Source organism: Clostridium hydrogeniformans DSM 21757, assembly GCF_000686705.1.
In the GTDB taxonomy this organism is placed as follows: Bacteria; Bacillota; Clostridia; order Clostridiales; family Clostridiaceae; genus Clostridium_Z; species Clostridium_Z hydrogeniformans.
Genome location: NZ_KK366004.1, coordinates 337866 through 357697 on the forward strand (window position 1 = coordinate 337866; position 19832 = coordinate 357697).

The window sequence follows — 19832 nt, forward strand, 5'->3', positions numbered from 1 at the left end:
ATTTAAAACTTTACTATATATGTATAATGTGAGATTTTTGCAAAATACAAGTTTAATATAAAGTCATAGTAAATAAGTTAGATATAAATATAAGGAGAATCTCATAATAACAAAGGAAATTAACTTTTAAATATAAGTATATGTGAAATATAAAAAGTTAAAATTATTTATATGGAGTATTGAAAATAGGATATGAAAAATTAAGTATAAAGTAGGGGTAGTGTATATGAAAGGGGATAACTTAGCTAAAGCTATAATAGAAACTATGGACTCTTCAGTTATAATAACCAATGAGAAGGGGGTTATAATGGAGGTAAATAGTAATATATGTAAAACGTTTAATTTATGTAGTGAAGAAGTTTATGGTAAAAGTATATATTTATTTTTAAGTGAGTTAGGGTTATATCTAGAAAATGGAGATAATATTTTAAGGGATGATAGCAAAATTTATGAAGCAATAAATAAAAAGAAAATAATAGATAATATAGTGCTTAAAAGATTTAATAATAAAAATGAGGATAAATTTTATAAACTTAAAATTCTACCTTTAAAGGACAATGTCAATGGGTTTATTATATCATTAAGTGATATAACCAGTAATAATATAAGTAAGGAAAAGTTAGATAAGGCAAGAGAAAAGTATGAAAAAATGTTTCTTGAGCTTAAGGCTAAAAGTCATATAATTGATGTGCTAAAGTCTAGAGAAAAGCAGCATCTTCTTCATCTAACCCATGTGATAAAGAATATATCAGAAGGTCTTTGGGTCCTAGATGATACTGGAAATGTTATATTCCACAATAAGGCTTTTTATGAAATAATAGGAATATCTCCTATGGAAGTTAGAAATTTAAATAAATTCTATGATAATTATATATTAAAAGATAAATATGGAGAAATTTTATCTATAGATGGATATATAAATAATCATGTGAAAAAATATGTTCAAATTAGAAATTTTGTTATAGAAAGAATTAATAAAATTTCAGGAGAAGTAAGATATATAGAGTTAAATTCTACTCCAGTTTTTGATTGGGATAGAAATATGATATATACCATAAGCACAATAAAGGATATAACCTATATGAAGCTTCACGAAAAGGAATTAGAGGATAAAACAAGGTTTATAAAACATGTTATAAATAACTTGGATATACCAGTTGCAGTTTTAGAATATCCATCCTTTGGGGTAATCCTTCATAATAAAAGTTTTGAGAAAATAATTAGTATTTTAACAGGAAAAGATTATATAAATAGTAGTTATATTAAAAAGGCATCATTTTTAGATCTTATGAAAGAAGATGAAAAGGATAAAATTATAGATATAGTAAATAAATGTATAATAAACAAAAGAGAATATACTGTAAGCAGCTATAAAGTATATCAAGAGGATGAAGAAGAGAGAATATATAAAATAAAATTTAAGCCATACTTAAATATGGATGATGAAGTTACAAGGATACATTTTCATGCCTTAGATATAACAGAAGAGGCAAAGCATAATGAAGAGCTTGAAAGAATAAATTCTCTAAAGGATGAGTTTTTCACTCTAACATCCCATGAACTTAGAACTCCTTTAAATATAATATCTTCGTCTCTACAACTTGCTTCAAGCATATATAGTGATGATATAAGTCCCAATATAGATAAAATATTAAATAGGATAAATCAAAACTGTAGCAGGCTACTTAAACTTATAAATAATATTTTAGATTTATCAAAGGCAGAGGCTGGTTTTATAAATGTAAATAACATTAATTTTGAATTAGTAAGTTCAACGGAGTCAATAGTAACTTTAGCTAATAGTTATGCTGCATCTAAAGGAGTAAATTTAATTTTTGATACTAATTTAGAGGAAGTATGTGTATCCTTAGATAAGGATAAATATGAAAAGGTAGTATTAAATCTATTATCTAATGCAGTAAAATTTACTCCAGAGGGTAAAAATATATATATTAGTTTAAATATAAGTGAAGATAATGTAGTGTTATCTGTCAAGGATGAGGGAATTGGAATACCAAAGGATAAATTAGAGATTATTTTTGATAAGTTTGCCCAAGTTAATTCTAGTCTTTCTAGGAGGGCAGAGGGAACAGGACTTGGATTGTCTCTTGTAAAAAGTCTTGTAGATATTATGGGAGGAGAAATAACTGTAAATAGTGATATGGATTCAGGCAGTGAATTCTATGTTACATTTAATAGTAAGAAAATAATGTGTGATACCATAGATGATGATAGCTCTTTAACAGGAGTTAGGGATAAGATTAAAATAGAATTTTCAGATTTGTCTTAAATATACACTTAGGATAAAACTTCACATTTGTTGTAACAAAATTAAAAATTCAATTATAATATAATATTGTACTTATATAAATTATAAATGAACAGAATATCCTTTAGAATAGTTATTAAATATATGGATCAAGATTATAATGTTTATAATTATTAGTTCATATTTAGATAATACTAAACTTAAATTAAGGTTAGTATTATCTAAATAATTTAATTAATTATTCTTTAGGGTCTTAAAGTGAAGAAAAGGAGATGGAGTTTTGAACAAATATAAAATAATTATGACAGGTGGAGGATCAGCAGGGCATGTTACTCCTAACCTAGCATTAATACCTAAACTTAAATCCTTAGGTTATGATGTTAAATACATAGGAAGCAAGGATGGTATAGAAAAGGATATAATAGAAAAAGAAGGTATCCATTATTTTGGAATATCTAGTGGTAAGCTTAGAAGATATTTTGATATTAAAAACTTTACAGATCCATTTAAGGTTATAAAAGGACTTAAGGATGCCTATTCCATTATGAAAAAAGAAAAACCTGATGTGGTATTTTCTAAGGGGGGATTTGTAACAGTACCTGTTGTTATGGCAGCTTATTTTAATAAGATACCAGTGATTTCTCATGAGTCAGATATAACACCAGGTCTTGCTAATAAGTTAAGCACTCCATTTGTATCTAAGCTTTGTGTAACTTTTCCAGAGTCTATAGATAAAGTGAAAAAAGGAAAAGGGATTTTGACAGGAACACCTATAAGAGAGGAACTTTACTTTGGAGATAAGATAAAAGGACTACAGTTTTGTAAGTTAAGTCCTGAAAAACCCCTAATATTTATAATGGGAGGAAGTCTTGGATCAAAGTTTATAAATGATTTAGTAAGGGAAGGTCTTAAGGAACTTTTAAAAGAATTTAATATAGTTCATATATGTGGAAAAAATCATATAGATGAAAGTCTTAAGGATGTTAAAGGATATGTTCAATTTGAATATATAAGAGAAGAATTAACCCACGTTATGAAAGCGGCAGACATAGTGGTATCTAGAGCAGGGGCTAATTCTATATATGAATTTTTAGCTATGAGAAAGCCAAATCTTTTGATCCCTCTTTCTAAAAAATCTAGTAGGGGAGATCAAATATTAAATGCTGAATCCTTTGAGAAAAGAGGATATAGCATGGTTTTAGAGGAAGAAGAAATAAATAAAGCTCTGTTAATAGAGAGTATAAGAGAATTATATAAAAATAGAGAGTCTTATATTAAAGCTATGGAAAACAGTCCTATAAAAAATGGAGTGGAAAAAATAGTAGAAGTTATACAAGGAAATACTAAAAAATAGATTTATGAGTGTATATCTTAATTTTAGAGCATACTAATTACAAGTGTCAGCTCTAGAAGGAGGAAATATAATGATATTAGAGACTTATGGAGGAGCTGGTTTTGTAACTGGCTCCTGTCATATTTTAAGAGTAAATAATAAAACAATACTTTTAGATTGTGGATTGTTCCAGGGGAAGGAAGATAAAAGTGGAGAAAATACTAGGTTTCCTTTTAAAGGGGAAGAGATTGATTATGTTATACTTTCCCATGGACATATTGATCATAGCGGTAGAATACCTTACCTGATTAAAAATGGATTTAAGGGTGAGGTTATATGCACTAAGGCTACAAAGGATTTATGTGAAGTTATGTTAAGAGATTCAGGGAGTATACAGGAAATGGAGTGTGACATAAAAAATAAAAATAGAGAAAGGAAAGGATATAAACTTTTAAAACCATTATATACAGAAGAGGATAGCAAGAGAGCTTTAAAATATTTTAGAGGAATAGAATATGGAGAAAAGATAAAACTATTTCAAGGGGTATATATAAAGCTTAAGGATGCAGGTCATCTTTTGGGTTCTGCCATAACTGAAATTTATATTGATGATATTGAAGATGGAGAAGAAAAAAAACTTGTATATAGTGGGGATATAGGAAATAATCATAGGCCTTTAATAGAAGACCCTTCTAAGATTAATAATGGAGATTATGTAATAATGGAATGTACCTATGGAGATAGTTATCATGAAAAAGAAGATTATTTTAAGGAATTAATGAAAATAATAAAGAAAACCATAGAAAGAAAAGGAAAGGTAGTAATACCTTGTTTTTCTATAGGAAGGACACAAGAAATTATATACATATTAAATAATCTTGTGGAAAAAGAAGAAATTAAATGCAAGGTGTTTGTAGATAGCCCATTAGCTAAAAAGGCTACAGAAGTTTTTAATAAGCACTCATCAGATTTTGATGACGAGGCAAAGAAGTTATTAAGACAAGGTGATAATCCTTTAGAATTTAAGGGACTGGTTTTTACAGAGTCTAAAGAAGAATCTAAAGCCATAAGGAAATATAAAGAGCCAGCTATAATTTTATCCTCTAGTGGAATGTGTGAAGGGGGAAGAATAAAGTATCATATATTGAATTACCTAGAAGAAGAAAAGAACTCCATAGTTTTCGTGGGGTATCAAAGCCCAGGGACATTAGGTAGGGATATATTAGATAAAAAGGAATATGTAAAAATCCTAGGGAAAAAAATAAGCGTTTTAGCTGAAGTTCATAAAGTACCAGGGCTTTCAGGCCATGGAGATAAGAGAATACTTTTGGATTGGATAGAAAGCTTTCAGAAGAAACCTAGAAAAATAATTTTAGTCCATGGAGAGGAAGAAACTAGGTTAGCTTTTAAGAAAGAGTTAGAGAAAAAAGGATATTGTGTTTTATCTCCAGAGAAGGGGTGTACTATTAAACTTTAGAAAACCTTGAATTTAGAATGTTTTAATATATGTTACAGTATTATAAAGTGTATCAAATAATTATTAAAAAGAGTTAATCTACGAATATAAGAGATAATTAACCTTCATTATGAATATTTGAAATTCACGGTATAATACGGGAATTGAAAAAGGGGTTACCTTAGTATATAATTACTGTTGACTGAAAAAGTCAGTAACGAATATAACATAACATAAATTACTTTTTACATAATAATAGGTTTAATGGATTTATATAAGATTTTAACTCCTTTAAATATATTTTCTTGTATTTTATGTAAAATATATTTGGAAATATTTTAGCTGGTTATAAGGCTACAGGAGTTTAAACAAATTTCTTATAAATATTTGTTATTTTGGTAGAAATATATTTATTAAATAAAAAATATATGATATGCTATTATATGTGTAAACGGTTGGTGGAAACACTAAAACTGTACTAGAACTACGCCTTTTTTAAGGCATTTGTTTAGTAAAGGGTTAAACAAATTGTGGATTCTAGTGTCAAAATTGGAAACTTTGACTTTGGAAATTAATCTTAAATTTTAAGGTTAAGTTTTTGTAAGTTAAAGTAACCTAATAAATATATGAAAAATCGAAAGAGAGGTCAGTAGTAATGAGAAAGATGAAAACTATGGATGGTAACACAGCTGCGGCTCATGTTGCTTATGCCTATACTGATGTAGCTGCTATATTCCCAATAACACCATCTTCACCAATGGCTGAACATGTAGATGAATGGGCAGCACAAGGGAAAAAGAACATATTTGGTCAAGTTGTTAAGGTAATGGAAATGCAATCAGAGGGAGGAGCTGCTGGAGCAGTTCACGGTTCTCTTCAAGCTGGAGCATTAACAACTACATTTACAGCTTCACAAGGTTTATTATTAATGCTTCCAAATATGTATAAAATTTCAGGGGAATTACTTCCAGGAGTATTCCATGTAAGTGCAAGAGCATTAGCAGCTCACGCTTTATCTATATTTGGAGATCATCAAGACGTTATGGCTGCAAGACAAACGGGCTTTGCTTTACTTGCTTCTTCAAACGTTCAAGAGGTTATGGATTTATCTCCAATAGCTCACTTAGCTGCTATAAAAGGAAAGGTTCCTTTCCTAAACTTCTTTGATGGATTTAGAACTTCTCACGAGATTCAAAAGATTGAAGTATTAGAGTATGACGAACTTAAGAGTCTAATGGATGAGAATGATTTAGTAGAGTTTAGAAAGAAAGCTTTAAATCCAGAAAATCCTGTAACTAGAGGTACAGCTCAGAACCCAGATATCTACTTCCAAGGAAGAGAATCTTCAAATAAGTTCTATGATGCTATACCAGAGCTTGTTGAAAGCTACATGAATGAAATAAATAAGTTAACAGGAAGAGATTATAAGTTATTTAACTACTACGGAGCACCAGATGCTGAGAAGATAATCGTAGCTATGGGTTCTGTATGTGATACTATACAAGAAACAATTGATTATTTAGTTGATAAGGGAGAAAAGGTAGGTTTAGTTAACGTTCACCTATACAGACCATTCTCTATAAAGCACTTATTAGCAGTTATTCCAAACACTGTTAAAAAGATTGCTGTTCTTGATAGAACTAAGGAGCCAGGATCAGCTGGAGAACCATTATATCAAGATATAAGAAATGCATTCTATGAAGCAGAAGCAGAAACTAGACCAGTAGTTGTTGGAGGAAGATATGGACTTGGATCTAAAGAAGTTACTCCAGGAAACATATTATCTGTATTCAATAACTTAGATGAAGAAAAGCCAAGAAATGGATTCACAGTTGGTATAGTTGATGATGTTACATTCTTATCATTACCAGATTCAGAAGACATAGATACAACTCCAAAAGGAACTGTTGCATGTAAGTTCTGGGGTCTTGGATCAGATGGTACTGTTGGAGCAAACAAGAGTGCTATAAAGATAATAGGAGACCACACAGACATGTTTGCGCAAGGATACTTTGCATATGACTCTAAGAAGTCTGGTGGAGTTACAATATCTCACTTAAGATTTGGTAAGAAGCACATAAAATCTCCATACCTTATAAACAAGGCTGATTTTATAGCTTGTCATAACCAATCTTATGTATATAAGTATGACGTATTAACAGGACTTAAGAAGAATGGAACATTCTTATTAAACTGTATATGGACACCAGAAGAGGTAGAAGCTCACCTTCCAGCTTCAATGAAGAGATTCATAGCTGAAAATAACATAAACTTCTACACTGTAAATGCTGTTAAAATAGCTCAAGAAGTAGGTCTTGGTGGAAGAATAAACATGATAATGCAATCTGCATTCTTCAAGCTAGCTAACATAATACCAGTAGAAGATGCTGTTAAGTACTTAAAGCAAGCTGTTGTTACTTCTTATGGTAAGAAGGGTGAAAAAATAGTTAATATGAACTACGAAGCAATAGACAAGGGAACAACTGCTGTAGTTAAGATAGATGTTAAAGATTCTTGGAAGAACGTTTCTGATGAAAAGGTTGAAGAAGGAAAAGCTAAACCAGATTTCATAAAGAATATCGTTGAGCCAATGAATAGACAAGAGGGAGATAAGCTTCCAGTAAGTACATTCATAGGAATGGAAGATGGTACATTCCCAGCAGGAACAGCTGCTTATGAAAAGAGAGGAATTGCTGTAAATATTCCAGAATGGCAATTAGATAACTGTATCCAATGTAACCAATGTGCTTATGTATGTCCACATGCTGTTATAAGACCATTCTTAGTAAATGAAGAAGAAGCTAATAATGCACCAGAAGGATTTACAAGCAAGAAGGCTATAGGTGGAAAGACATTTGAAGGATTAAACTTCAGAATACAAGTAAGTGCTCTTGACTGTACAGGATGCGGAAGCTGTGCTGAGGTATGTCCAGCTCCTAAGAAGGCATTATTAATGAAGCCTATAGAAGAGCAAATGGAGCAAGCTGATTTATGGGATCATGCATTAACTTTATCTCATAAAGAAAATCCAATGAACCTAGAAACAATAAAGGGTAGCCAATTTGAGCAACCATTACTTGAGTTCTCTGGAGCTTGTGCTGGATGTGGAGAAACTCCATATGTAAAACTTATAACTCAATTATTTGGAGATAGAATGATGGTAGCTAACGCTACAGGATGTTCTTCAATTTGGGGAGGATCTGCTCCTTCAACTCCATACTGTACTAATAAGGATGGACACGGACCAGCTTGGGCTAACTCTTTATTTGAAGATAATGCTGAGTTTGGAATGGGTATGTTCCTTGGAGTTAAGCAATTAAGAGATAAGGTACTATTAATGGTTGAAGAAGCTATGAACCTTGACTCTATAAGCACTGAGCTTAAGGATGCATTAACTGCATTACATGAGGCAAGAGATCATGGTAGAGACTCTAAGAGAACAACAAGAATATTAGTTCCAATTCTTGAAAAGGAAATGGATAAGAATGAGTTATTAAAAGACATCTATAAGAACAGAGAATTCTTAACTAAGAGATCTCAATGGATATTCGGAGGAGACGGATGGGCATATGACATCGGATACGGTGGATTAGATCACGTCTTAGCTTCTGGAGAAGACGTAAATGTTCTTGTAATGGATACGGAAATTTACTCAAATACAGGAGGACAGTCTTCAAAGGCTACTCCAGCATCAGCTATAGCTAAGTTCGCAGCTTCTGGTAAAAAGACTAAGAAGAAGGACTTAGGAATGATGGCTATGAGCTATGGATATGTTTATGTGGCTCAAATATCTATGGGTGCTAACCAAAACCAAACTGTTAAGGCATTAAGTGAAGCAGAAGCTTATGATGGTCCATCATTAGTTATAGCTTATGCTCCATGTATAAGCCACGGTATAAAGACTGGTATGGGAACTTCTCAAATGGAAGAGAAGAAAGCTGTAGAATGCGGATACTGGGCACTTTACAGATACAACCCAACTCTTAAGGATGCAGGAAAGAACCCATTCTCCTTAGATTCTAAGGAGCCAACAGCTTCCTTTAGAGACTTTATACTAGGAGAGGTAAGATACGCTTCTCTTGCTAAGGCATTCCCAGATAAGGCAGAAGAATTATTTGCTAAAACTGAAAATGATGCTAAGGAAAGATTAGAAAGCTATAAGAGATTAGCAAATCAACAATAATATATAAGAGGTTAGCGTAAGCTAACCTCTTTTTATATGTTGTAAATTTAGAAATACATATAAAAATAAAGATTATTAATAATTAGAAGTATATATTATTTTTCTTTTTATATACTAAAAAGAAGGGTTTTTAGAGGGGGATAATCCTATTAGGAAAATAAATATTTATTAATTTTAATGAAAAGGCTTTTAATCTTAGTAAAATAGGGTTACAATTATAAGGAATATAGTCTATATAATAGAGAGGAGGATGTTACGAAGGTAGTTTCGTAACAGAATGCTATGAGTAAAGAAGAATTAAAGAATTGTGGTTGCGGATGCAACGAGGAGAAAAACTCTTGTGGATGTAATGAAGAGAAGAACTCTTGCGGATGTGGTGAACAACATGAACATAAACATGAACATGATCACGGCGGATGTGGCTGTGGCTGTGAAGATCATGACCACGATCATGAAAGCTTTGTAGTAGATTTAGAAGACGAAAATGGTAATGTAATACCATGTGAAGTAGTAGATGCTTTTGAATATAAAGATAATAATTATGTTTTAGTTCAAAATCCAGAAGATGGATCTTACTATTTATTTAAGTCTCTAGGAGAAGAAGGAGAACTTGTAGTTCCAGATGATAAGGAATTCGAAGAAGTATCCGCTTACTATGAAACTATGATGGATGAGGAAGAATAAAAGTAATATTTTATTCAAGCTTCTATATTTTTTTCTCATATTTAAAACTATGAGAAAAAAATATTTTATTAGAAGAGTTGCTGATTTTAGCAGCTCTTTTTAAAATTCATTTATATAAGGTTTTAAATTTAAAAGCTAACTTATATATCTGACTAAAGTAAGATATATAAAGTATATTTTTAATGGATAAGTTAAAACCTATATAAGAAAATAGGCATAGTGCTTAAATTATTTTATAGAATATATCATATGTTTAGTGAGGTGAAGACATGGAGAAGTTAGCCATATTTGATGTGGATTATACCTTAACAAAAAAAGAAACCCTTAGGCAATTATATTATTTTTTATTAAGTAAAAATATGAAAAATATAATTTATATACCAAGAGCGATTTTTTCAGGTATTATGTTTCTTCTAAAGATTTATGATGAGAGAAAAACAAAGGAATGCTTTTTGAAGTTCATAGATGGCGTAAAAGAGGATGATATGAAGAAACTTGTTAAAGAGTTCTATGAAAAAAGATTAAGTAGGATATTTTATAAAGATGCATTAGATATGATAAAAAAACTTAAAAAAGAAGGATATAAAATATATTTAATCTCTGCATCACCAGAATTTTATTTAAATGAACTCTATTCAATAAAAGAAGTTGATAAGGTTATAGGTACAAAATTTACTGTTAAAGAAGGAAGTCATAGAAGGCTCATGGAAGGAAATAACTGTAAGGGTGAGGAAAAGGTTATACGACTAAAAGAAGAGCTTAAAAAAGATAGAGTAGAGGTGGATTTTAAAAATTCCTATATGTTTTCAGATTCCCTTTCAGATTTACCACTTTTTAATTTGGTAGGAAGACCTTATCTTATAAACTATAGAAAGAGTCATGATACCATAGAAATTTTAAAATGGAGGTAGCGTTGTGGAAAAAGCTTTAAATGAATATTTTATATGTGATGGTAAAAAGATATGTGTAAAAGATTTTAATGAAGAAGATATTATTTCAAAAAATAACATCTATGAAGTTATAAGAGTTATAGATGGAGTACCATTGTTTTTAAAAGAACATATGGACAGAATGAAAAAGTCTTTTAGTATTATGGGAATAGAACAGTTATTTAATTATGAAGATCTAAACAAGGTTATAGATGATTTAGTCACTTTTAACAATAGAAAAGAAGGTAATATTAAGGTTGTTTATGCAGCAGACAGAAATAGATTAAGTTCCTATTATATACCGTATTCCTATCCTAAAGAAAATCTTTATAAAGAAGGGGTTCATACCATAGCTTTCCATGGGGAAAGAGAGAACCCTAATGCTAAGGTTATAAATAATGGATTCAGAGAAAAAGTAAATGAAGCTATTGAACAAAACAATGCCTATGAAGCCATATTAATAGATAATGAAGGAAGAATTACAGAGGGAAGCAGATCCAATATATTTATGATAATGAATAATACTGTAATAACATCACCAGTAGAAGCTGTACTTCCAGGAGTCACAAGAGCTGTGATTATGAAGGTTTGTGGTAAATTAAATCTTAACATAGAAGAAAGGGAAGTTCATGAAGAGGAATTAAAAGATCTTCAAGGATTATTTATATCAGGAACTTCACCTAAGGTATTGCCTATAAAGTCTGTAGATAGTATTATTTATAATTCCTACAACAACCCAATAATTTTATCCATTATAAGAGGTTATGAAAATGAATGTGAGGAATATATTAAAACAAATAAGTAATAACATCATGTGAGAAACATTACTTATATATGTTTAAGAATTTAAATATATAAGTAAGATATAAAAGGTGGGGCTGTGGCGCTAAGAATAGATACTACAATATATTGTGCTGATTTTAAATTTGCAAATCAATATATTGTCTGTAAATTATTTAGTGCGACGGCCTCGCTTTTATTATATTATATAATTTAATTAGATTTTAGAAAGAAATTTTCAGATCTTAAACTGATAAGTACTTTGTATTATTTAGATATTTTATATTTTGCAAGGAATAAAGCTATATAAATTACTAAAAATTATGATATACTATATTTGAATAAATATGTAAATTTATGAGAGGTGATCATAGATGGATGAAAAGATTTTTTGTGGTAAGAGTTTAGAAGAATGTATAATTATGGCATGCAATGAGCTCATGATACCAAAGGAAGAGTTAAAATATGAGATTATAAAGAAGAAGGGCTTATTCAAGAAAAGGGTAACTATAGAAATTAAAAATTCACAAGAGAATATATTAGATAAAGATCAGATTCAATGTGATGATGGTCTTTGCATACATGTACAAAAGGATAATCAAAGTAAAGATATAGATGGGAAGGTATCTATCATAGATGGAATTATAAAAGTTATTAATCCTAAAGAAGGGGGAGAGCCTTCAGTAATAATAATCCCGCCTAATATAGAGGTTAAAATAGATGGAAAGTTAGTAAACGGAAGGGTGGAAGTTAAAGAAGAAAATAATATAGAAGTATTTTTAGTAAAGGAAGAAGGGAGAAGAAATCTTAAAGTTACCTTATCAGAAAAAGACATGAAGGCCTATGCATCCATAACCTATAATGAAGAGAAGACTTATAAACTTAAAGATGCTTCCTTAGGAGATAAGGCTATATTAGAATTAGAACTAGTAAGTAAAATTATGCCGCCAAGGTTTACGAAAGATGATATAGTTAAGGAACTTAAATCCTTGGGCATAGTACATGGTATTCTAGAAGATAATATAGAAAAGTTATCAAAAGAAAATAGTGTGGATTTATCCATTGTATCTATAGGGGAAGAGGCTGTAGACGAAAAAGAGGATAGAATAGAAATAAAATTTAATATAGATAAGAAAAAGTTTAATGAGGATGAATTAGGTAATATAGATTATAAAAACATAGGAGCTATAGATAGAGTAGAAGAGAATGTTGTTATTGCCCAATTATACGAGGGAGAAAAGGGTAAGGATGGAAGAAATATTAGGGGAAAAGCAATACCTCATAAGAGAAAAAAGAAGGTTATATTTAAGGCAGGAAAGGGAGCCTCTCAGAAGGATGATATTATAGTGAGTACATTGGCTGGAAAACCAGTGTTTAAGTCAGGGGTTTTTGAAGTTCATCCTGTTCATGAAGTTAATGGGGATGTTAACATAGAAACAGGTAATATAGAATATTCAGGGGATGTCATTGTTAAAGGTAATGTGGTAGAGGGAATGAAGGTAAGGTCAGGTAATGAATTAGTAATCTTTCAAGGGGTAACTCATGCTGATATTGAAGCAGAGGGAAATATTGAGATTAAAGGTAAGGTAATATCTTCAAAGATTATAGGTGGAGGGCAAGATGTATATATAGTATCTTACATAGATATACTAAGTGAACTTAGTGAAAAACTTTTAAAGATTATAGAAGTTATAATGGAAATAAAAAAATATGATATGGGAAGAAAGAAGAAAACTGATGGAGAAATAATTAAGTCTTTATTTGAAGGTAAGTTTAAGGAAATTCCCAAATTATGCAACAATCTTTTAAAAGAACAATACCTTGAAGATGATATAAAGAGTATATTAGTAAAAAAGCTTATGTTTTTAGCTCCTCTAAATATAAAGCATTTTAGTGAACTTGACGATATAATAAAGATAATAGATTTTAAAATTAAAGATTTAAAAGAAAGATCTACTATTAAAACGGATATTACAGTAGATTATGTTCAAGATACCACTATAAAAAGCACAGGCAATGTATATATAACAGGGAAAGGTCAATATATATGCAATATTACCTGCAATGGATTAGTTGAATTCAAAAAAGAAGGGGCTATAGCTAGAGGAGGAGTTATTTATTCAAAAAAAGAAATAAAGGCAGAGGAAGTAGGAAGTGTTTCAGGAGTATCTACAAAACTTATGGTAGATAAGAATGGACATATTTTCGTGAAAAAAGCCTTTGGAAACACGAAGTTTATAGTGGGAAATAGAGAATATATCTTAGATTATGAAAGTAAGAATATCCATGCTTACATGGATTCTTCAGGAGATATAGTTGTGGACAAACTTAAAGCATAGGGAGGAAGTAAGATATGGAGAGAAAAGAATTTAAGGTTCTTGTATTTACTTTAGATAATGAGAATTATGCAGCTGATATTATGGATATTGAAAGAATTTTAGAATATGTAACACCTACAATAATGCCAGATTTACCACTTTTTATTGAGGGCGTTATAAATTATGAAGATAGAATACTTCCCATAGTGAATTTAAATAAGAAGTTTAATATGAAAAGTAGTGAAAGAACTAGAGAAAATAAGATAATTGTTGTTAAGGATGGAGATACAAAGGTTGGAATGATAGTAGATGTAGTGTCTGAAGTTCGTGATATTAATGTATCTCAAGTAGAGAAGGCTCCAGATATAGCAAGTAAGGTTTCAAAAAGATATATTAAAGGGCTTATAAAAAATAATGAAAAATTAATAATATATCTGGATTTAGCAAAAATACTATCTGATGATGAAAAAGAAGCCCTTAAGTAGAGGAATGTATGGAAAGTAAAGAAGTTAAAGAATCTAAAGAGATTAGAGTTGGAATTGCTGATTTAAATGTGGTGATTTCCCCAGATAGGCTTATAACTGTTGGTCTTGGGTCTTGTATAGGAATAGCCCTATATGACAGGTTTTCTGGAGTTGCTGGACTTGCTCATATAATGCTTCCGGATAGTACTCAATTTTCAAATGTTACTAGTCCTTTAAAGTTTGCAGACTTAGCTATTCCTATTTTAATAGATAAAATGGAAGCACAAGGATGCAATAAAAGACATATAAAGGCTAAAATAGCAGGGGGAGCATCTATGTTTAATTTCTCAGATAAGAGTATGATTACAGATATAGGAGCAAGGAATGGAGCTTCTGTAAAAGCAACTTTAGATAAGATGGGAATACCATTAATAGCCATTGACATTGGAGGAAATAAAGGAAGAACAATGATTCTTAACGGCTTAAATGGTGTGGTACAAATAAGAACAGTTGGAATAGGAATAAAAGAAATTTAATGGGGTTGATAGCTTGCAGAAAATAAGAGTTCTTGTAGTAGACGACTCAGCATTAATGAGAAGAATTATTTCAGACATGATAAATGAAGAGTATGACATGGAAGTCGTTGATGTGGCAAGAAATGGAGAAGAGCTTTTAAATAAAGTAGAGAAGTTAAATCCACAGGTTATAACCTTAGATGTGGAAATGCCTAAGGTTAATGGAGTTACGGCCTTAAAGGAACTTAAGAAAAGGAATCTTAATATTCCAGTTATAATGCTTAGTAGCTTAACCAAGGAGGGAACCTTTGTTACCATGGAGTGTCTTGAGGCAGGAGCTTTTGAGTTTATATCAAAGCCCTCAGGGTCTATATCCCTGGATATAAACAAGGTTAAAAATGAACTTGTAGAAAAAATAAGACAAGGTGCTAAAAAAGGAAAAAGAGATTCTGTGGATATAAATCATAGAAATCTTGCACCGGTGCTAAGAAAAAAGGATATGAATTATAATATAGAGGCTATGGTTATTGGAGCTTCCACTGGAGGACCAAGAGCCCTAACCACTCTTATAACTAACTTACCTAAGAACTTAGGGTTTCCTATACTAGTAGTACAGCATATGCCAGTAGGATTTACCCATGCTTTTTCAGAGAGACTTAATACAAATAGTAAAGTAACTGTAGTAGAAGCAGAGGACAATATGGTCATAGAAAAAGATACTGTGTATATTGCAAAAGGCGGATTTCATATGGAAGTCACAAGAGATAAAAAAATAAGACTTACAGAGGAGCCTCCTATTTTTGGAGTAAGACCTTGTGTTGATAAATTGTTTATATCAGCATCTAAGGTTTATAAAGGAAGGCTTATGAGTATAGTTTTAACTGGAATGGGAAGAGATGGGGCTAATGGTTCTGCAGAGGTTAAGGCTTTAGGTGGGACTACCATATCAGAACATGAAAGTACTTGTACCATTTATGGTATGCCCAAGGCAGCTTTTGAAACAGGAAAAATAGATGAAGTATTGCCATTAGGACAAATATTATCTAAGATAATAAAGTGTTCTATGTATAAATAGGAGGTAATTATGGACTTTGAAAAGTTTGAGGCTTGGGTTTTAAAAGACATAGGCATAAATCTTTCAGCTTATAAATCAAACCAGCTTCATAGACGAATATCTAGTTTAATGACTAGAATAGGGGTAACCACTGCTGATGAGTATATAGCTCTTCTAAAGAGAGATTTATCAGAAAGACAAAGATTTTTAGATTTTATAACAATAAATGTAAGTGAGTTTTTTAGAAATCCTGAAATGTTTGATGAACTTTCAAAACTTATGAAATCAGAAGTTTTGAAAAACAATAAAAACCTTAGGGTATGGAGTGCAGCTTGTTCTATAGGTGCAGAGCCCTATTCTTTAGCAATGATTTTAGATGATTATGCACCTAAAAGTAGAAGTTATTTATTAGCAACAGATATTGATAATACTATAATAAATAAGGCGAAAATGGGAGAATACTCAAATAGTGAAGTTAGAAATGTAAAAAAAGACTATATGAATAAGTATTTTACCCTTAAGAATGACAAATATTTTATCGATAATAAGATTAAGAATATGGTTACCTTTAAGAAGCATGACTTAATTTTGGATAGATATGAAAATGATTTTGATATAATAGTTTGCAGAAATGTGGTAATATATTTTAATACAGATATAAAAAATGAGATATATAAAAAATTTAGTAATTCCTTAAAATCAGGTGGATTATTATTTGTAGGTGCAACAGAAAGCATATATAATTATAAAGAGTATGGATTTGAAAAAGCGTCTACTTTTATATATAGGAAGCTATAAGGGGGAATTTCATTATGGATACTTCACAATATCTATCCATGTTTTTAGAAGAATCCATGGATAACTTACAAACTTTAAATGAAACTCTATTGGAACTTGAACAATCTCCAGAAGATATAGATAAACTAAATGAAATTTTCAGGGTGGCACATACCATAAAAGGAATGGCTGCTACTATGGGATTTAGTAAAATGGCAGAACTTACTCATAATATGGAAAATATATTATCTAAGTTCAGAGATGGAGAGCTTAAGGCGGATCAAAATGTAGTAACTACATTGTTTAAATGTCTTGATACCCTTGAGCAAATGGTGAACGATATATCAGAAGGAGAAGATGGCAATAGAGATGTAAGTTCCTTAATAGAGGAATTGAATAATTTAAATTCTTCTAAAATCCATGAGGAAGTTTTAGATCACAGTGAAGAAGAGGACAATTTAGGATTAAATGAATATGACATAAGTGTACTAAAACAGGCTATGGATAAAGGGTTTAACGTTATAAAGATTAATATAACTCTTGATGAGACAACCCTTTTAAAGTCTGCTAGGGCATTTTTAATATTCAAGTCTTTAGAGGATGGAGGAGAAATAATAAAATCCAATCCTCCAGCTGAGGACATAGAAAGTGAGAACTTTGAATTTTCTATGGAACTTGTATATGTAACTACAAGAACTTTAGATGAAACAAGGTTAATAGTAGAAGGAATATCAGAGGTTAAAGAGGTTATTGTTTCTTTAGTAGAGCTTAAAAAGCCTAAGGTTACTAATAATAAATCTCTTTGTGAACCAAAGTCCATATCAGAGAATGTAATAGAAAAAGATGAGAATGAAAAGAAGGAAGCAGCAAAACCTTTAAAAGAAATAAAGGAAAAAGAAGCTGTAACTTCACATAAAAAGACTCATCAATCCGTAAGGGTTGATCTTGAAAGATTGGACAAGTTTATGAATATGGTATCAGAGCTTGTTATTCATAGAACAAGACTTGAACAAATAAGCTCAAACCATAGATTAGCTGATTTAAATGAGACCTTAGAACAGGTAGCAAGAACTACATCAGATCTTCAAGATCTAGTTATGAAAATAAGAATGCTTCCTTTAGATGTGGTTTTTAATAGGTTCCCAAGAATGATTAGAGATTTATCTTTAGAGCTTTCTAAGAATATTGATTTTATAATAGAGGGTCAAGATACAGAGCTTGATAGAACTGTTATAGATGAAATTGGAGAACCGCTTATCCACCTTATAAGAAATGCTGTAGACCATGGTATTGAACCAGAAGATGATAGAATAAAGGCAGGTAAAAAGCCAGATGGTACTATAAAGCTTATAGCTTATCAAGAAGGTACTAAAGCTGTCATAAAGGTTCAAGATGATGGAAAGGGCATTGATGTAAATAAAGTCCGCAAAAAAGCAGAAAAGTTAGGTGTAAATACAGAAGGTATGAGCTATAATGAAATAGTAAATCTAATTTTTATGCAGGGATTTAGTACTAAAGAGGAAGTAACAGATATTTCAGGCCGTGGAGTTGGGATGGATGTGGTTAAAACTAAAATAGCATCTCTTGGAGGAACTGTAGATCTTATAAGTGAACAAGGAAAGGGATCAACCTTTATAATAAGATTGCCATTAACTCTTCAAATAATTAAGGCCTTACTTGTAAAGGTTGGAGATGAAACCTTAGCTATATCTCTTGGATATATAGATAGAGTCATTGACTTTACAAATGATCTTATAAAGAAAACTAACAACAAAGAAGTTATAATATATAGAGATAATGTTATTCCTTTAATTAGAGTCAATGAAAGACTTGGAATTTATAATGAGGAAAAGGAAAAAAGCTTTGTTGTTATAGTTAAGGTAGGAGAGAAAGTAGTAGGTCTTTTAGTAGATTCTTTACTTGGACAACAAGAAATAGTTATAAAGCCTTTAGGAAAAACTCTTCAGGGGCTAAGAGAGTATATAGGAGCTACAATCCTTGGCGACGGTCTTGTAACTTTAATACTAGATGTAGCGGCCCTTATTTAAGTTGAAATGATGGGAGGAGAGTTAAAAGGCTATGAGTAATTTAAATTTTAATGCCCTTCAGTTAGATGCCTTAAAGGAAGTAGGGAATATTGGGGCTGGAAATGCAGCTACGGCTTTATCGCAGCTTCTTTCTAAGAAAGTTGACATGACAGTGCCCTCTGTTAATATAATTTCTTTTACGGAGATATTTTCTAAAATAGGAGCAGAAGATTTAGTTGTATCAGTAATAGTAAGAGTTTTAGGAGATACTCCTGGAAATATATTATTTATATTAGAAAAAGAAGTAGCCGAAAATATGATAGAATCTCTAACAGGAGTTAGGGAAGAAGAATTCAGTGAAATGGGTAATTCTGTATTATGCGAATTAGGAAATATAATAGCAGGTTCCTATATGAATTCAATAGCTAAGTTTACTAATTTAGTTATAACACCATCAGTGCCAGCGGTGACCTATGATATGCTTGGAGCGATACTCTCCACAACATTCATAGAGTCTGGGCAGTTTGATGACAATGTACTAGATATAGAAACCATATTCTTAAATAAAGATGAGAATATGAATATTTCAGGGCATTTTTATTATGTGCCTATGCCAGGATCTTTAGAAAAAATATTAAATACACTTGGAGTAATGTAATGGAGGGAATTGTGTTATGGCAAAAGTACTCATTGTTGATGATGCAGCTTTCATGAGAATGATGATAAAAGACATACTTGAAAAGAATGGTTTTGAAGTTGTAGGGGAAGCTAGCAATGGTTTAAAAGCGGTGGAGCTTTATAAAAAGGAAAAACCTGATGTAGTTACTATGGATATAACTATGCCAGATATGGATGGAATAGAGGCGGTTAAGGAAATAAAGGCCTTTGATCCAAATTCGAAAATAATTATGTGTTCAGCTATGGGACAACAAACTATGGTTATGGATGCTATAAGAGCAGGAGCAAAAGACTTCATAGTTAAGCCTTTCCAAGCAGATAGGGTTTTAGACGCTATAAGAAAGGTTATTGGCTAAAGGAGGCTA

15 protein-coding genes are annotated in these 19832 nt (G+C 31.0%); all 15 read left to right on the forward strand.

The window, feature by feature from the left end; translation table 11 throughout:
- Window positions 1–226 precede the first annotated feature (226 nt).
- The 15 genes from BR69_RS0114820 (at window position 227) to BR69_RS0114890 (ending at window position 19823) form a co-directional block, all read left to right on the forward strand.
- Entirely contained in the window at window positions 227–2290 is a 2064-nt protein-coding gene (locus BR69_RS0114820) for a PAS domain-containing sensor histidine kinase (protein ID WP_034849975.1), read from the forward strand.
- Between the two features lie 259 nt (window positions 2291–2549).
- Window positions 2550–3623 (forward strand): undecaprenyldiphospho-muramoylpentapeptide beta-N-acetylglucosaminyltransferase, encoded by a 1074-nt coding sequence (locus BR69_RS0114825; protein ID WP_027633876.1) that lies wholly within the window; start codon window positions 2550–2552, stop codon window positions 3621–3623.
- Between the two features lie 70 nt (window positions 3624–3693).
- Window positions 3694–5079: an MBL fold metallo-hydrolase RNA specificity domain-containing protein gene (locus BR69_RS0114830; protein WP_027633877.1), complete on the forward strand. Its 1386-nt coding sequence runs from the start codon at window positions 3694–3696 to the stop codon at window positions 5077–5079.
- A gap of 634 nt (window positions 5080–5713) precedes the next feature.
- The gene (gene nifJ / locus BR69_RS0114835; protein WP_027633878.1) at window positions 5714–9241 is read left to right on the forward strand and encodes a pyruvate:ferredoxin (flavodoxin) oxidoreductase; all 3528 of its coding nucleotides are present in this window, start codon (window positions 5714–5716) and stop codon (window positions 9239–9241) included.
- A 282-nt stretch (window positions 9242–9523) separates the two neighbouring features.
- Window positions 9524–9925, forward strand: coding sequence for a DUF1292 domain-containing protein (locus BR69_RS0114840; RefSeq protein WP_027633879.1), 402 nt, complete (start codon window positions 9524–9526; stop codon window positions 9923–9925).
- A gap of 269 nt (window positions 9926–10194) precedes the next feature.
- A complete protein-coding gene (locus BR69_RS0114845) occupies window positions 10195–10836 on the forward strand; it encodes an HAD-IB family hydrolase (RefSeq protein WP_027633880.1) in 642 nt (213 codons plus the stop codon).
- A 4-nt stretch (window positions 10837–10840) separates the two neighbouring features.
- A complete protein-coding gene (locus tag BR69_RS0114850; RefSeq protein ID WP_027633881.1) occupies window positions 10841–11659 on the forward strand; it encodes an aminotransferase class IV in 819 nt (272 codons plus the stop codon).
- A gap of 349 nt (window positions 11660–12008) precedes the next feature.
- A complete protein-coding gene (locus BR69_RS0114855) occupies window positions 12009–13973 on the forward strand; it encodes a flagellar assembly protein A (protein WP_027633882.1) in 1965 nt (654 codons plus the stop codon).
- Window positions 13974–13987: 14 nt separating this feature from the next.
- Window positions 13988–14437, forward strand: coding sequence for a chemotaxis protein CheW (locus BR69_RS0114860; protein ID WP_027633883.1), 450 nt, complete (start codon window positions 13988–13990; stop codon window positions 14435–14437).
- Window positions 14438–14445: 8 nt separating this feature from the next.
- Window positions 14446–14952, forward strand: coding sequence for a chemotaxis protein CheD (locus BR69_RS0114865; RefSeq protein ID WP_027633884.1), 507 nt, complete (start codon window positions 14446–14448; stop codon window positions 14950–14952).
- A 13-nt stretch (window positions 14953–14965) separates the two neighbouring features.
- Window positions 14966–16006, forward strand: a complete 1041-nt coding sequence (locus tag BR69_RS0114870) for a protein-glutamate methylesterase/protein-glutamine glutaminase (protein WP_027633885.1) — start codon at window positions 14966–14968, stop codon at window positions 16004–16006.
- A 9-nt stretch (window positions 16007–16015) separates the two neighbouring features.
- On the forward strand, window positions 16016–16783 hold the full coding sequence (locus tag BR69_RS0114875) for a CheR family methyltransferase (protein WP_027633886.1): 768 nt from the start codon (window positions 16016–16018) through the stop codon (window positions 16781–16783).
- A gap of 14 nt (window positions 16784–16797) precedes the next feature.
- On the forward strand, window positions 16798–18810 hold the full coding sequence (locus BR69_RS0114880) for a chemotaxis protein CheA (RefSeq protein WP_027633887.1): 2013 nt from the start codon (window positions 16798–16800) through the stop codon (window positions 18808–18810).
- A gap of 31 nt (window positions 18811–18841) precedes the next feature.
- Window positions 18842–19447, forward strand: coding sequence for a chemotaxis protein CheC (locus BR69_RS0114885; protein WP_027633888.1), 606 nt, complete (start codon window positions 18842–18844; stop codon window positions 19445–19447).
- A 16-nt stretch (window positions 19448–19463) separates the two neighbouring features.
- Window positions 19464–19823, forward strand: a complete 360-nt coding sequence (locus BR69_RS0114890) for a response regulator (RefSeq protein WP_027633889.1) — start codon at window positions 19464–19466, stop codon at window positions 19821–19823.
- Window positions 19824–19832 lie beyond the last annotated feature (9 nt).